The following is a 14,182-nucleotide window of genomic DNA, read 5'->3' as shown; positions in this document are numbered from 1 at the left end:
TAATAATGGGACAAATTATCGGTCTGTCAGAACCCTACCGTGGTTGGCGTTCTCCTGTAGATTTGACGGGGAAATACATCGACCCCGAAACGATTTTTTCAAATTTTAAATCTCGCGTTCTTGCGGACGGTGGGGTTATTCATGATGAAAACGGGTTGAAGGAGCGAATCAATCTGTTAATTGACCATAACATGTTAAATAAAATCGTTGTGGCTGCATCCCCGCGATTCGGTGTCAAGGTAGATGCAGATGGCGTATCTGTTCGCAAAGTCTATGGGCTGAATGGGCAGGATTTTATCGCTGTACAACAACAATATCAGCAGGCTCCTGCGCTACCGCTGCCCATTTACAACCCTACTGCTGGGAGCGTTCGGGTCAAAGTGGCTTCATACTCGGGCGGCTATCTGCGAACTGAAAATCTGGTGTCAGTCATTACAGGCTCTGCAACGACCTACGCTATTCAAGCCCTGGCGAACGATACAGACCCAATGGATCAGGTCGGCCTAACCCTCGGACTGTCGCTCTCAAATCTGGGGCTGGCCTATATGCGCACTATTGCAAGTCCATACTCGACAGGCACTCGCGAGGCATGGCGCTATGGTACCCGCGATGGAAATTATACCGGTGCAAGCAGTGGTTCTGGTGCCGGGGGAGCAGTACTGGTTAAGCGCGAACCCTATGAAGCATATGTGCCAAGCGCTGCGTTTTTTGACGTTAATAATGGCGTCATAACAGCCTATGAGAATGGATGTAAGCACTCAGATGTGACAACCCCAGTTGGTAAGCTGGCAAATGTGACTGCACCTGGTTATGTCATCATCGGCAGCCCAATTTTTGACAGTGTCGGCGGTGGCTCTTATATGCAAACGTGCGACGGTTCGTTTAAAGACCTCATTATTCTGCGCGATCCTCTTCCCATCCAGGCTCAGATATTATCGACCCTAAACTGACATAACGCCGCACAGCGGCGTTATCTATTTTGAAATTCTGTTGTAAATACTGAAATCATATCGACGTCGATTTATCTCGCTCCTAGCCCGCGATTTATCGCGCGGCGCATCAGCACGTCGGCGCCAAGCGTGAAACCGCGTCGTACCGCAACATCGCGCAGGCTATCGGCATCGCGCCCGACGAGCTGCTGTTTTTGTCCGACATCCGCCAGGAGCTGGATGCGGCGCAGGCCGCCGGCTGGCATACCTGCCAGCTGATCCGCGATGAGGCGGACGTGCAGAGCCGACATCCGCAGGTTAACCGTTTTGATCGCATCGATTTAGGGGAGTTCGTCTCATGAGTGGATTGACCATTTTCAGCGATACAGCGCCGCAGCAACCGCTGTGGCAGAGCCGTGATGTGCAGGAGATCCAGCGGCAGTTGGCGCAGATCGGCGTGCGCTTTGAGCGCTGGCAGGCGGATCGCGAGCTGGGCGACAATCCGCAGCCGGAGGCGGTGATCGCGGCCTACCAGCATGAGATCGACCGGCTGGTGGCGGAAAAGGGTTACCAGAGCTGGGACGTGATCAGCATGCGGCCGGACCATGAACAGCGCCAGGCGCTGCGTGAAAAATTCCTGTCCGAACATACGCACGGCGAAGATGAAGTGCGCTTTTTCGTCGAGGGCGCAGGGCTGTTTTGCCTGCATCTGGACGGCAAGATCTTTCAGATCTTGTGTGAAAAGAACGATCTGATCTCGGTGCCGGCTAATACCCGGCACTGGTTCGATATGGGCTCGGCCCCGCATTTCACCGCGATCCGGGTGTTCGACAACCCGGAAGGCTGGGTGGCGCATTTCACCGGCGACAAGATCGCCGATGCTTATCCGCGTTTGGACTGAGTGCCGATGGGCGGGCGTTAACCTAACGCCCGCTGGAAAATCCCCGCTTCAACCTGCTGCGGCGTAATCACGCCGCTGTCGAATATCCATCCGCTGATGAGCTTCGCCGGCGTGACGTCGAACGCCGGATTGTAGACCGGCGCATCGTTCGGCGCCCACTGGCAGGCGCCGAAGCTACCTGAAACGCCGGTGACTTCGGCCGCCGCGCGCTGCTCGATCGGGATGGCTGCGCCGTCCGGGCAGTGCGGATCGTGGGTGGTGTGCGGGGCGGCCACGTAGAACGGGATGCCGTGATAGTGCGCCAGCACCGCCAAGCTGTAGGTGCCAATTTTGTTGGCAACGTCGCCGTTGGCGGCGATGCGATCCGCGCCGACCCATACCGCATCGACCTGGCCCTGCGCCATCAGGCTGGCGGCCATCGAATCGCAGATCAGGCGATAGGGAATGCCCAGCTCGCCCAATTCCCAGGCGGTCAGACGGCCGCCCTGCAGCAGCGGCCGGGTTTCATCGACCCATACCTGTTGCACTTTGCCCTGCCGGTGGGCACGCAGCAGCACGCCGATGGCGGTGCCGACGCCGGCGGTGGCCAATCCGCCGGTATTGCAGTGGGTCAGCAGGCGGCTGCCGGGCTTGACCAGCCCAGCGCCGTGATCGGCGATGCGATCGCACAATCGGCGATCTTCTTCCACCAACCGCAGCGCTTCGTTCACCATCGCCGGCACCCAATCAGGCTCCGCCAGCGCCAGCTTCATGCGATCCAGATTATTCATCAGGTTGACCGCCGTCGGGCGGGCGGCGCGCAGCGTATGCAGCGCCTGTTCCAGCTCGGCGCGCGGCAGACCGCGTTCCGCCAGCAGCGCCAACAGCAGGCTGGCGGACAGCCCGATCAGCGGCGCGCCGCGCACCCGCAGGCTGTGAATGTGCCCGACCAATTCCTCCACGCTGTCGCAGGCGCGCCACCGCTTTTCCTGCGGCAGGGCTTGCTGATCGAGGATCCAAAGGCGGTTGTCCTGCAGGGTCAAGCTGGTGGTGTTAAGCGCTTGCATCGGCGGTTAATTCCTTGTTGCGTGGTTATTGCATCTGAAACGCTATTCTGCCAACATGACTTCCAGATGTATAGACGTCCAAATGCTTTTACGTCTAAATAAACAGAATCGCTGGGGTCAGTGAGAGAGAACAGAGGGGTTGGGGAATGTCGCTTTATCGTACGTTTACGGCTGCCGATGCCGTTGAATATGCCCGCCAATACGGGCAGGTGGCCGATCCGCAGGCGCTGCTGAGCGCCGACGAGATCGGTGACGGCAACCTGAACCTGGTGTTCAAGATCCGCGATCGCGAAGGCGTGAGCCGGGTGATCGTTAAACAGGCGCTGCCCTACGTGCGCTGCGTGGGCGAATCCTGGCCGCTGACGCTGGATCGGGCGCGCATCGAAGCGGAAACGCTGCGGGTTCACGGCGGTTTCTGCCCGCGGCATACGGTAAAAGTCTTGCATCACGATCCCGAATTGGCGGTGATGGTGCAGGAAGATCTCTCCGATCATCGCATCTGGCGCAGTGAGCTGGTGCAGGGCAACTATCACCCGCTGGCGGCCGGGCAGTTGGCGGAATACCTGGCGCAGACGCTGTTCCACACCTCCGATTTTTATCAGTCGGCGCAGCAGAAGAAGGCGGAGGTCAGACGTTTCACTAACCCCGAACTGTGCCAGATCACCGAAGACCTGTTCTTTACCGATCCCTATACCGACCATGAGCGCAATCAGTTCGAGGCGGCGCTGTTGCCGCAGGTGCAGGCGCTGCGTGAGGATGCGCCGCTGAAGCTGGCGGTCGCCGGCCTGAAACATCGCTTCCTCACCAAGGCGGAGGCGCTGTTGCACGGCGATATTCACAGCGGTTCGATCTTCGTGGCGGAAGGCCGGTTGAAAGCGATCGACGCCGAATTCGGCTTCTACGGCCCGATCGGTTTCGATATCGGTACTGCGTTAGGCAACCTGCTGCTCAACTATTGCGGGCTGCCGGGGCTGTTCGGGCCGCGCGACGCCGCCGCCGGGCGCGAGCAGCGCCTGCAGGATGTGCGCGAGCTGTGGCTGATCTTCGCCGATCGCTTTTTGGCTTTGTGCCATCAGCAAAGCCGGGATGCGGCGCTGGCGACGCCGGGTTACGCCGAGCTGTTCCTGCAACAGGTCTGGACCGATGCGGTCGGGTACTGCGGCACCGAACTGATTCGGCGCACCATCGGCCTGGCGCACGTCGCCGATCTGGACAGCATCGCCGACGCTGATATGCGCCTCGACTGTCAGCGCCATGCGCTGGGATTGGGGCGCACGCTGATCGTCAATGCGCCGCAGATCGAGCATATTGACGCGCTGTTGGCGCGCATTCGTCAGCAGGGCTGAAAAGGCGGGTGCTCGTGGATCTTGCCTGACACCATCAGCCAACGGGCGGGGCGAACCCCGCCGTTGGGTTGCCTTACCGTTCGGATTCGTAAGCCAAAGTGGCCGCAACCTCCGAGTCTCCCAGCCTGATGCGCAGTTCGCATAGCGAACCGCGGGTTAGCCAGATGAACGCGATCAGCGTCATACAGACGATCACCAGCTTAAGCACGACCCGTTTTTGCTGCATTTTTGACCTCCCTATCCTTGCCTTGCGGCGGGTAAGAGGCTAACCTGACGTTGCTAGGCATCAGAGTGGCCTCGGGTTGATAATATCGACTCGGGGCCTTTCTCTTTCTCTCCTTTGCCAAGGCTCCGGACAGAAAGATCCAGAGCACCCGTCGCGCAGTCTACTCGAACTTCCTTCCCGTGAAATCCGCCGTTGCGCCAACCTGCGGCGCGGTGCGCAGTTTGTCATGAAAGCAAAAGAAAAAGGGGCGATGATGATCGCCCCTTGGATGCGTGAAGTGAACGTTAAGCCGCTTCGGTTTGCTGTTGGCGCTTAGACTGCGCCGCCGGCTTTTCCGGCTTGGCGGCCGCCAGCGCATCCGGCGCAAAGTCGTCCACGTTGATGGAGCGCAGGCGGCTCTCTTCGGCTTTCACCAGGATCTTCGCCTCGTCGGCGCTGATCTTGCCTTCTTCCAGCGCGCGTTCCGCCAAACGATCCAGACGGGTGAACGGCAGGTTTTTGCCGGCCGCCTTGCACAGACGCTCGTGAATCGGCTCGGCGGCCATCACGTCGGCCAGCGCCGCTTCCAGCAGGCCGACTGGGTTATGCTCGCTCGGCGTCAGGTACTGACCGCGCCCCAGACGGCTGCGGGTGGCGGAAGGCACCTGCAGGATCTTGGCCAACTGGTGATCCAGACGGTCGGACGGTGCGGTATGCACGCGGCCAAACGGGAAGACCACGAAGCGCAGCGCGCCGGCGATAAAGCGGTTCGGGAAGTTGCGCAGCAGATCATCCAGCGCCTGTTCGGCTTTATGCAGGCTGTCTTGCACGCCCCAATGCACCAGCGGCAGATCTTCTTTCTGACGGCCTTCGTCGTCAAAGCGTTTCAGCACGGCGGAAGCCAAATACATCTGGCTGAGGATGTCCCCCAGGCGAGCGGAGATGCGCTCGCGGCGCTTCAGGCTGCCGCCCAGCACGCCCATGGAAACGTCTGACAGCAACGCCAGGTTGGCGCTCAGGCGGTTCAACTGCTGATAGTAACGACGGGTCGCGTCCTTGGTCGGCGTGGCGCTGGTACGGCCGTTGGTCAGGCCCAGCCAGAAGCTGCGTACCTTGTTGCTGCCGACGTGGCCCAGATGGCCGAACAGCGATTTATCGAAGGCGTTCAGATCGTTGCTTTGCGCCGCCGCCATTTCATCCAGCACATAAGGATGGCAGCGGATCGCGCCCTGGCCGAAGATCATCATGGTGCGAGTCAGGATGTTCGCGCCTTCCACCGTGATGGCGATCGGTGCGCCCTGATAGGCGCGAGCCAGGAAGTTGGATTCGCCCAGCATGATGCCTTTACCGCCGGCGATGTCCATGGCGTCAACGATCGACTGCTGGCCGCGGTGCGTACAGTGGTATTTGACGATGGCCGACAGCACGGCCGGCTTCTCGCCCTGCACCAGCGCATAGGTGATCAGCGAAGCGGCGGCGTCCATCACATAGGTGTTGCCGGCGATGCGCGCCAACGGCTCTTCGATGCCTTCCATCTTGCCGATGGAGATCTTGAACTGACGGCGAATGTGCGCGTAGGCGCCGGTCGCCAGGGCGATGGATTTCAGGCTGCCGGTAGAGTTGGACGGCAGGGTGATGCCGCGACCTACCGACAGACACTCAACCAGCATCCGCCAGCCCTGGCCGGCCATTTTCGGGCCGCCGATGATGTAATCGATCGGGACGAACACGTCGGTGCCGCGGGTCGGGCCGTTCTGAAACGGCACGTTCAGCGGGAAGTGGCGGTTGCCGATTTCCACGCCCGGCGTGCTGGTCGGGATCAGCGCACAGGTGATGCCCGGGGATTCGTTGTCGCTCAGCAGGCGGTTCGGGTCATGTAGTTTGAACGCCAGGCCCAGTACGGTGGCGACCGGCGCCAGCGTGATGTAGCGCTTGTTCCAGGTCAGGCGCATGCCCAGCACCTGCTTGCCTTGCCATTCGCCCATGCACACGGTACCCACGTCCGGAATGGCGCCGGCATCGGAACCCGCTTCCGGGCTGGTCAGCGCGAAGCAAGGGATCTCGTCGCCGCGCGCCAGGCCCGGCAGATAGTGGTTTTTCTGTTCTTCGGTACCGTAGTGCTGCAGCAGTTCGCCCGGGCCGAGGGAGTTCGGCACGCCGACGGTGATCGCCAGGATGCCGGAAACGCCGGCCAGTTTTTGCAGCACCATCGCCTGAGCGTAAGGGGAGAATTCCAGACCGCCGTACTCTTTCTTGATGATCATCGCGAAGAAACGGTGTTCTTTCAGGTACGCCCAGAGTTCAGGCGGCAGATCGGCCAGTTCGTGGGTGATCTGGAAGTCGTTGGCCATGCGGCAGGCTTCTTCCACCGGGCCGTCGATAAACGCCTGCTCTTCTTCCGTCAGGCGCGGTTTCGGGTAGCTGTGCAGCTTGTTCCAGTCCGGCGCGCCGCGGAACAGATCGCCTTCCCACCAGGTGGTGCCGGCGTCAATCGCTTCCTTCTCGGTGGTGGACATCGGCGGCATCACCTTGCGGAAGGCGCGCAGCGCCGGCGCGGAGAGCAGGGAACGGCGCACAGAGGAAAGGTTCAGCGGCAGCAGCACGATAGCCAGCGGCAGCAACAGCCAGAAGCTCCACAGGCCGATAGCGCCCATGGCGGCGGTGTACGCCACCAGGATCAGGCTGCTGAGGGTAAGGTTCACTCGGTGGTAGAACACCACGCCGAGGAGAGCCAGGAAAACGACGATACTAAGAACCATCATAAGAAGCTCCGAAGTAGTAAGAGGTCTGACCTGTTGTGTGTATGTAATAGGTTTTAGTACAAGGCAGAATTTTTATCAATGCGTTTACAGTTTAATTACAACTCAGGTCACAAACTGACAGCACCAATCATCAAAAACCTCTCCGCTTCCTTAACCGGCGCGCTGTTTGGCTGAGAATGCTTCTCGCTGTTTCCTCGATCCGGTACACTGCGGAGCGGAAGATTTGACGATAACAAGAGGTTCCTCATGTACCACGACCTTATTCGCAGTGAACTGAACGAAGCGGCTGATACCCTGGCGAAATTTATCAATGACGACGCCAACATCGATGCCATCCAACGCGCCGCGGTGCTGCTGGCGGATTCATTCAAAGCCGGCGGTAAAGTGATTTCCTGCGGCAACGGCGGTTCCCATTGCGACGCGATGCACTTCGCCGAAGAGCTGACCGGCCGCTACCGTGAAAACCGCCCGGGCTACCCGGCGATTGCCATCTCGGACGTGAGCCACCTGTCCTGCGTCAGCAACGACTTCGGCTATGAGTACGTGTTCTCTCGCTATGTGGAAGCGGTAGGCCGCGAAGGCGACGTGCTGCTGGGCATTTCCACCTCCGGCAATTCCGGCAACATCATCAAGGCCATCGACGCGGCGCGCGCCAAGGGGATGAAAGTGATCACCCTGACCGGCAAGGACGGCGGCAAGATGGCGGGTTCCGCCGATGTGGAAATTCGCGTGCCGCACTTCGGCTACGCCGACCGCATTCAGGAAATCCACATTAAAGCGATTCACATCTTGATTCAGCTGATCGAAAAAGAGATGGTTAAGGCTTGATAGCCTGCGGGGAGCTGCGGCTCCCCATGAATAAGACGGCGGGCGCCGCATGCTGCGCCCGCACAGCCTGTGTCAGTGTGGTTAAGGAGTGCTGGCGATGTGTGAACTGCTCGGGATGAGCGCAAACGTACCGACCGATATCTGCTTCAGCTTTACCGGCCTGGTACAGCGCGGCGGCCGCACCGGGCCGCATAAGGATGGCTGGGGCATTACCTTCTATGAAGGGAACGGCTGCCGCACATTCAAGGATCCGCAGCCGAGCTTCAACTCTCCGATCGCCCGCCTGGTGCAGGACTATCCGATCAAGTCCTGCGCGGTGGTGTCCCATATTCGCCAGGCCAATCGCGGCGAGGTGGCGCTGGAAAACACCCACCCGTTCACCCGCGAACTGTGGGGCCGCAACTGGACCTACGCGCACAACGGCCAATTGAAAGGCTATCGTCAGCTGGATACCGGCACGTTTCGCCCGGTCGGCCAGACCGACAGCGAATACGCGTTCTGCTGGCTACTGCATCAGCTGGCGCTGAAATACCCGCGCACCCCGAGCCAATGGCCGGCGGTTTTCCGCTATATCGGCCTGTTGGCGAACCAGCTGCGCAAGAAGGGGGTGTTCAACATGCTGTTGTCGGACGGGCGCTTCGTGATGGCCTATTGTTCCACCAACCTGTATTGGATCACGCGCCGCGCGCCGTTCGGCAAGGCGACGCTGCTCGATCAGGACGTGGAAATCGATTTTCAGCAGCAGACCACACCGAACGATGTGGTCACGGTGATCGCCACCCAACCGCTGACCGCCAACGAAACCTGGCACAAGATTGAGCCAGGCGAGTTCGCGTTATTTCACTTCGGTGAGCGGCTTGTTCTGAGCGAAGGGATTGGTGTTGGGCGTCGGGCTGGCTGACGCGTACTGCGTCATCATGCCGCCGCTGCTCATCAACGGTTGACCCAAGACGTACTGGCCATTGACCACGCCCATTGTCGGCGGCTGGTGGTTCTTCGCGAAGTAATCGTAGCCCGGCTTCAGCTGGCGCCAGAAGGCGATATAGCTGGATGACGCATGGCGCTTGAGGTTTTGCTCGGTCATGCGGAACGGGTAAATGCTGATGTTGACGCGGCTTTGGCCATAGGCGAAGGCGGCTTCGACGTAGCGATAGATCTCGTCCATATAGGTGTTGGTCATCGCGTAACAGCCAATCGATTTACATTCGCCGTGGATCATCAGATAAGCGCCGGAATAGCCCTGCGATTTATCGTAATCATTAGGGAAACCGATATTGATCGCCCGATAATACTTGCTGTCGGGTTTCAGATGGCGCGCGTCAACGCTATAAAAGCCTTCCGGACTTTTAAAGTCCCCTTCACGGCGTTTAGGACCCAGCCCGCCGGAGAAATTACAGATCGGGAACGTGTTGACCAGGCGGAATTCATTGCCCATTTTGGCATACAATTCCAGCTTGCGTTCCTCTTTGAAGATCTGAATATAGACCGGCGAACCCAATAATTGCTGTTTAACTACCGGCGCTTCGGGTACCTGCTCGCTGGCGCTGCAGGCCGTGATCATCGGCATAGAAACAAGCATCGCAAACAACAGCGCGATTTTGCTCATTATTATTCCTGCTTATATTTATTTGCCGGCGCAATGACGTTGGTCGGCATGCCACTGATATTGTTTTTACTGCTGCAAAACACCGCCAGATTACCAGCGCGTTTATTTTTAGCAATACGTGATATGTATAAAAAAACGACAAAGCTCGATAAAAGTGAAATGACCGGCAGATTTTAACGATAAGTAGTGAAAAACAGGCGAAATTTAATTGCGTTTGCTTGACCCAAGTCACGACGTAACGCAGAACAATGTTGCGAACAATGTTAATATTCTCCCTTCAATTTAACGCGCTGTGGCGATTGAAGCGGCAGGAGTTATGGCATATAACCCGGCCATTTTGATGGTTATTTGGCTACAGGCCGTTAACATATCGACCGTCGCGCTAACAACGGAAAGGGGGAATCAAGGGAATGCGCGTTACCCCAGTTTTTCACTGCGAGAAAGTTCATGTTGGGCGTGCCGCCATGCGCACTGCCCGGCAATCCTGGCATCGTCAGCACCCGCCTCTGGGGCCGGGCAGACGTGTAAACCAAACTACATCGTATAAATCCTATGATTAAGATTAGAAAAGGGTTAGATCTGCCGATAGCCGGAGCCCCGGTTCAGGCGATCCAAGACGGCCCGAACATTCAGCATGTTGCCCTGCTTGGGGAAGAGTATGTCGGAATGCGTCCCTCCATGCTGGTGCAGGAAGGCGATACCGTTAAGAAAGGCCAGGCGTTGTTCGAAGATAAGAAAAACCCCGGGGTTTTCTTCACGGCTCCCGCCAGCGGCCGCATCGCCGCGATTAACCGCGGCGAGCGGCGCGTATTGCAATCGGTGGTGATTGCGCTGGAAAACGGCGGTGACGATCAGCTCGAGTTTGCGCATTACCCGCTGGGTGAGTTGGCTCAGCTGCCGCGCGAACAGGTCGAGAGTGAACTGATCGCCAGCGGCCTGTGGACCGCGCTGCGCACCCGTCCGTTCAGCAAAACGCCGAGCCCCGGCAGCGAGGCGCGCGCCATTTTCGTCACCGCGATGGATACCCGGCCGTTGGCCGCCGATCCGCAGGTGATCATCGCCGAACAGCAGGCGGCGTTCAACGCCGGGCTGCTGGTGTTGGCGCGCCTGACGGCGGGCAAGGTGCACGTATGCCACGCCGCCGGTGCCTCCGTTGGCCAGCAGAGCAGCCCGCAGATCGCCTACAGCGAATTTGCTGGCCCGCACCCCGCCGGGCTGGTGGGGACGCACATTCACTTCCTTGAACCGGTCAGCCTGAAGAAAACCGTTTGGCACATCGGCTACCAGGACGTGATCGCCATCGGCACGCTGTTTACCACCGGTCAGCTCGATACCCGCCGGGTCGTGGCGCTGGCCGGGCCGCAGGTGGCGCAGCCAGCGCTGCTGCGCACCCGCCTGGGGGCCAGCCTCGATGAGCTGACCGCCGGCCGCCTGAAAAACGGCGAGAATCGGGTGATCTCAGGTTCGGTGCTGAACGGCATGCACGCCACCGGGCCGAACGCCTGGCTCGGCCGCTTCCACTCGCAGGTGTCGGTGCTGGAAGAAGGGCGCGACAAAGAGCTGTTCGGTTGGATCGTGCCTTCGCCGAACAAGTTCTCCATTACCCGCACCACGCTGGGCCACTTCCTGAAGAACAAACTGTTCGCCTTCTCGACCACCACTAACGGCGGCGAACGCGCCATGGTGCCGATCGGCAACTACGAGCGGGTGATGCCGCTGGATATTTTGCCGACGCTGCTGCTGCGCGATCTGCTGGCGGGCGACAGCGACAGCGCGCAGGCGCTGGGCTGTCTGGAGCTGGACGAGGAAGATCTGGCGCTGTGCACCTTCGTTTGCCCCGGCAAGTATGAGTACGCGCCGGTGCTGCGCGAGGTGCTGACCAAGATTGAGCAGGAAGGATAACCGATGGGCCTGAAGAATTATTTTGAGAAGATAGAGCATCACTTCACGCCGGGCGGCAAACTGGAAAAGTGGTACCCGCTGTATGAAGCGACTACCACGGTGTTTTACACCCCCGGCACGGTGACGCGCGGCGCTTCGCACGTGCGCGACGCCATCGATTTGAAACGCATGATGATCCTGGTGTGGCTGGCGGTGTTCCCGGCGATGTTCTGGGGCATGTACAACGTCGGCCAACAGGCGATCCCGGCGCTGCACCATCTGTACAGCGGCGACGAGCTGCAACAGGTGCTGGCGGGCGACTGGCATTATCGCCTGGCGCAGTGGCTCGGCGCCTCGCTGGCGGCCGACGCCGGCTGGGTCAGCAAGATGGTGCTGGGCGCCTGTTACTTCCTGCCGATCTACGCCGTGGTGTTTGTCGTCGGCGGCTTCTGGGAAGTGCTGTTCGCCATTATCCGCAAGCATGAGGTCAACGAAGGCTTCTTCGTCACCTCTATCCTGTTCGCGCTGATCGTGCCGCCGACCCTGCCGCTGTGGCAGGCCGCGCTGGGTATCACCTTCGGCGTGGTGGTGGCCAAAGAGATCTTCGGCGGCACCGGGCGCAACTTCCTCAACCCGGCGTTGGCCGGCCGCGCCTTCCTGTTCTTCGCCTACCCGGCGCAGATCTCCGGCGATCTGGTGTGGACCTCTGCGGACGGTTTCTCCGGCGCGACGCCGCTGGCGCAGTGGAGCGCAGGCGGGGCGCACAGCCTGAGCAACGTGGCCACCGGCCAGTCCATCAGCTGGATGGACGCCTTCCTCGGCAACATTCCCGGCTCCGTCGGTGAAGTCTCCACGCTGATGATCCTGATCGGCGGGGCGATTATCCTGTTCGGCCGCGTGGCTTCCTGGCGCATCGTCGCCGGCGTGATGCTCGGCATGGTGGCTTCCGCCCTGTTGTTCAACGCCATCGGTTCCGATACCAACCCGATGTTCGCCATGCCGTGGTACTGGCATCTGGTGTTGGGCGGTTTCGCCTTTGGCATGATCTTTATGGCGACCGACCCGGTTTCCGCCTCCTTCACCAACAAGGGGAAATGGTGGTACGGCATTCTGATCGGCGTGATGTGCGTGCTGATCCGGGTGGTCAACCCCGCCTATCCGGAAGGCATGATGCTGGCGATCCTGTTCGCCAACCTGTTCGCACCGCTGTTCGATTATCTGGTGGTGCAGGCCAACATCAAGCGGAGAAAAGCCCGTGGCGAATGAAGCGAAAAACGACGGCATCGGTAAAACGCTGCTGGTAGTGCTGCTGCTGTGTCTGGTGTGTTCAGTGGTGGTGGCGGGCTCCGCCGTCGGCCTGAAGTCCAAACAGCAGGAGCAAAAGCTGCTCGACAAGCAGCGCAATATTCTCGACGTAGCCGGCCTGTTGCAGCCGAAAATGGAGAGCGAGCAGGTCAAGCGCCTGTACAGCGAGCGCATCGAACCGCGCCTGGTGGATCTGAACAGCGGCGAGTTTGTCGCCGGCAAGGCGGCGGCGTTCGATCTGGGCGCCGCGCTGCGCGACGACGCCAAAAGCGTGGCGCTGGCGGCGGGCGACGATCCGGCCGGCATCAAGCGCCGCAGCAACCAGGCGGAAATCTACCTGGTGCGCGACGAAAGCGGCCGGGTGAACAAGATTGTGCTGCCGGTATACGGCACCGGTCTGTGGTCGATGATGTACGCCTTCGTGGCGCTGGATAACGACGGCAACACGGTCAAGGGCATCACCTACTACGACCAGGGGGAAACCCCGGGGCTGGGCGGCGAGGTCGAGAACCCGTCCTGGCGCCAGCAGTGGGTCGGCAAACAGCTGTTCGACGACAACGGCCAGCCGGCGATCCGCGTGGTGAAAGGCGGCGCGCGTCAGGGGGATGTGCATGGGGTGGACGGCCTGTCCGGCGCCACGCTGACCTCCAACGGCGTGCAGCATACGTTTGATTTCTGGTTGGGCGAGCACGGCTTCGGCCCGTTCCTGAAAAAAGTTCGTGAAGGAGCGCTGAAAAATGGCTGATTCCAAAGAGATAAAGCGGGTCCTGCTGGGGCCGCTGTTCGACAATAACCCGATCGCCCTGCAGGTGTTGGGCGTCTGTTCTGCGTTGGCGGTGACCACCAAGCTGGAGACGGCGGTGGTGATGACCATTGCGGTGACGCTGGTCACGGCGTTCTCCAGTTTCTTCATCTCGCTGATCCGTCACCATATTCCCAACAGCGTGCGCATCATCGTGCAGATGGCGATCATCGCCTCGCTGGTGATCGTGGTCGATCAGCTGCTGCGCGCCTACGCGTTCGAGATCTCCAAGCAGCTGTCGGTGTTCGTAGGCCTCATCATCACCAACTGTATCGTGATGGGGCGCGCCGAGGCTTACGCCATGAAGTCGCCGCCGATCGAGAGTTTTATGGACGGCATCGGCAACGGGCTGGGCTACGGGGTGATCCTGGTACTGGTCGGTTTCCTGCGCGAGCTGATTGGCTCCGGCAAGCTGTTCGGCGTCCCGGTGCTGGAAACGGTGCAGAACGGCGGCTGGTTCCAGCCGAACGGCCTGTTCCTGCTGGCGCCGAGCGCGTTCTTCATCATCGGCCTGCTGATCTGGGTGCTGCGCACCCTGAAGCCGGCGCAGATCGAAAAGGAGTAAAGGCCG

General features: G+C 60.0%; 13 protein-coding genes and 1 pseudogene. 10 read left to right on the top strand and 4 right to left on the bottom strand.

Annotation, left to right across the window (positions count from 1 at the left end):
- The first annotated feature begins 5 nt into the window (after window positions 1-5).
- The 3 genes and pseudogenes from ABTW55_RS13420 to ABTW55_RS13410 all read left to right on the top strand — a co-directional run bounded on the left by ABTW55_RS13420 (window position 6) and on the right by ABTW55_RS13410 (window position 1,830).
- Window positions 6-950 carry a hypothetical protein gene (locus ABTW55_RS13420; protein ID WP_060431791.1) on the top strand — a complete coding sequence of 315 codons (945 nt, stop codon included), beginning with the start codon at window positions 6-8 and terminating at the stop codon, window positions 948-950.
- A gap of 113 nt (window positions 951-1,063) precedes the next feature.
- A pseudogene (locus ABTW55_RS13415) lies at window positions 1,064-1,291 on the top strand (acireductone synthase); the annotation flags it as partial.
- A complete protein-coding gene (locus tag ABTW55_RS13410) occupies window positions 1,288-1,830 on the top strand; it encodes an acireductone dioxygenase (RefSeq protein ID WP_060423824.1) in 543 nt (180 codons plus the stop codon). The pseudogene ABTW55_RS13415 and the gene ABTW55_RS13410, both read left to right, overlap by 4 nt.
- A 17-nt stretch (window positions 1,831-1,847) precedes the next feature.
- Here the strand turns inward: ABTW55_RS13410 and mtnA are convergent, their stop codons facing one another.
- A complete protein-coding gene (gene mtnA / locus ABTW55_RS13405; protein WP_060387317.1) occupies window positions 1,848-2,876 on the bottom strand; it encodes an S-methyl-5-thioribose-1-phosphate isomerase in 1,029 nt (342 codons plus the stop codon).
- 146 nt (window positions 2,877-3,022) lie between these two features.
- Between mtnA and mtnK the strand changes: the two genes are divergently transcribed.
- Window positions 3,023-4,222: an S-methyl-5-thioribose kinase gene (gene mtnK, locus ABTW55_RS13400; protein ID WP_060423828.1), complete on the top strand. Its 1,200-nt coding sequence runs from the start codon at window positions 3,023-3,025 to the stop codon at window positions 4,220-4,222.
- A gap of 73 nt (window positions 4,223-4,295) precedes the next feature.
- Here the strand turns inward: mtnK and ABTW55_RS13395 are convergent, their stop codons facing one another.
- Complete coding sequence (locus ABTW55_RS13395) at window positions 4,296-4,448, bottom strand: Hok/Gef family protein (RefSeq protein WP_004930217.1); 153 nt, start codon at window positions 4,446-4,448, stop codon at window positions 4,296-4,298.
- 284 nt (window positions 4,449-4,732) lie between these two features.
- Window positions 4,733-7,189 carry an acyl-CoA dehydrogenase FadE gene (gene fadE, locus ABTW55_RS13390; RefSeq protein WP_060423832.1) on the bottom strand — a complete coding sequence of 819 codons (2,457 nt, stop codon included), beginning with the start codon at window positions 7,187-7,189 and terminating at the stop codon, window positions 4,733-4,735.
- 246 nt (window positions 7,190-7,435) lie between these two features.
- Between fadE and lpcA the strand changes: the two genes are divergently transcribed.
- Entirely contained in the window at window positions 7,436-8,017 is a 582-nt protein-coding gene (gene lpcA / locus ABTW55_RS13385; RefSeq protein WP_004930220.1) for a D-sedoheptulose 7-phosphate isomerase, read from the top strand.
- A 97-nt stretch (window positions 8,018-8,114) separates the two neighbouring features.
- Window positions 8,115-8,918: a class II glutamine amidotransferase gene (locus tag ABTW55_RS13380; protein WP_025301665.1), complete on the top strand. Its 804-nt coding sequence runs from the start codon at window positions 8,115-8,117 to the stop codon at window positions 8,916-8,918.
- On the opposite strand, the gene dpaA is transcribed toward ABTW55_RS13380, so the two are convergent.
- Entirely contained in the window at window positions 8,853-9,623 is a 771-nt protein-coding gene (dpaA, locus tag ABTW55_RS13375) for a peptidoglycan meso-diaminopimelic acid protein amidase (RefSeq protein ID WP_033637205.1), read from the bottom strand. The genes ABTW55_RS13380 and dpaA overlap by 66 nt on opposite strands.
- 552 nt (window positions 9,624-10,175) lie before the next feature.
- Here dpaA and ABTW55_RS13370 point away from each other — a divergent pair.
- Genes ABTW55_RS13370 through ABTW55_RS13355 form a run of 4 tightly spaced genes read left to right on the top strand, consistent with a single transcriptional unit; the run spans window position 10,176 to window position 14,176 of the window.
- Complete coding sequence (locus tag ABTW55_RS13370; protein ID WP_060422203.1) at window positions 10,176-11,525, top strand: Na(+)-translocating NADH-quinone reductase subunit A; 1,350 nt, start codon at window positions 10,176-10,178, stop codon at window positions 11,523-11,525.
- Between the two features lie 3 nt (window positions 11,526-11,528).
- Window positions 11,529-12,770: an NADH:ubiquinone reductase (Na(+)-transporting) subunit B gene (locus tag ABTW55_RS13365; protein ID WP_033637208.1), complete on the top strand. Its 1,242-nt coding sequence runs from the start codon at window positions 11,529-11,531 to the stop codon at window positions 12,768-12,770.
- Complete coding sequence (locus ABTW55_RS13360) at window positions 12,760-13,554, top strand: Na(+)-translocating NADH-quinone reductase subunit C (protein ID WP_060423836.1); 795 nt, start codon at window positions 12,760-12,762, stop codon at window positions 13,552-13,554. The genes ABTW55_RS13365 and ABTW55_RS13360 overlap by 11 nt, the downstream gene beginning before the upstream one ends.
- Window positions 13,547-14,176: an NADH:ubiquinone reductase (Na(+)-transporting) subunit D gene (locus ABTW55_RS13355; RefSeq protein ID WP_033653338.1), complete on the top strand. Its 630-nt coding sequence runs from the start codon at window positions 13,547-13,549 to the stop codon at window positions 14,174-14,176. Before ABTW55_RS13360 ends, ABTW55_RS13355 begins: the two co-directional genes overlap by 8 nt.
- Window positions 14,177-14,182 lie beyond the last annotated feature (6 nt).

It is taken from the genome of Serratia sp. SM04, from assembly GCF_040280225.1.
GTDB classification, from domain to species: Bacteria; Pseudomonadota; Gammaproteobacteria; order Enterobacterales; family Enterobacteriaceae; genus Serratia; species Serratia sarumanii.
This window is presented reverse-complemented; position numbering and strand designations above follow the sequence as displayed.

Coding starts and splice junctions, on each gene's coding strand:
- ABTW55_RS13380 (WP_025301665.1), top strand. CDS start 8,115: ATGTGTGAACTGCTCGGGATGAGCGCAAACGTACCGACCGATATCTGC.
- ABTW55_RS13370 (WP_060422203.1), top strand. CDS start 10,176: ATGATTAAGATTAGAAAAGGGTTAGATCTGCCGATAGCCGGAGCCCCG.
- ABTW55_RS13410 (WP_060423824.1), top strand. CDS start 1,288: ATGAGTGGATTGACCATTTTCAGCGATACAGCGCCGCAGCAACCGCTG.
- dpaA (WP_033637205.1), bottom strand. CDS start 9,623: ATGAGCAAAATCGCGCTGTTGTTTGCGATGCTTGTTTCTATGCCGATG.
- ABTW55_RS13420 (WP_060431791.1), top strand. CDS start 6: ATGGGACAAATTATCGGTCTGTCAGAACCCTACCGTGGTTGGCGTTCT.
- lpcA (WP_004930220.1), top strand. CDS start 7,436: ATGTACCACGACCTTATTCGCAGTGAACTGAACGAAGCGGCTGATACC.
- mtnA (WP_060387317.1), bottom strand. CDS start 2,876: ATGCAAGCGCTTAACACCACCAGCTTGACCCTGCAGGACAACCGCCTT.
- ABTW55_RS13355 (WP_033653338.1), top strand. CDS start 13,547: ATGGCTGATTCCAAAGAGATAAAGCGGGTCCTGCTGGGGCCGCTGTTC.
- fadE (WP_060423832.1), bottom strand. CDS start 7,189: ATGATGGTTCTTAGTATCGTCGTTTTCCTGGCTCTCCTCGGCGTGGTG.
- ABTW55_RS13365 (WP_033637208.1), top strand. CDS start 11,529: ATGGGCCTGAAGAATTATTTTGAGAAGATAGAGCATCACTTCACGCCG.
- ABTW55_RS13395 (WP_004930217.1), bottom strand. CDS start 4,448: ATGCAGCAAAAACGGGTCGTGCTTAAGCTGGTGATCGTCTGTATGACG.
- mtnK (WP_060423828.1), top strand. CDS start 3,023: ATGTCGCTTTATCGTACGTTTACGGCTGCCGATGCCGTTGAATATGCC.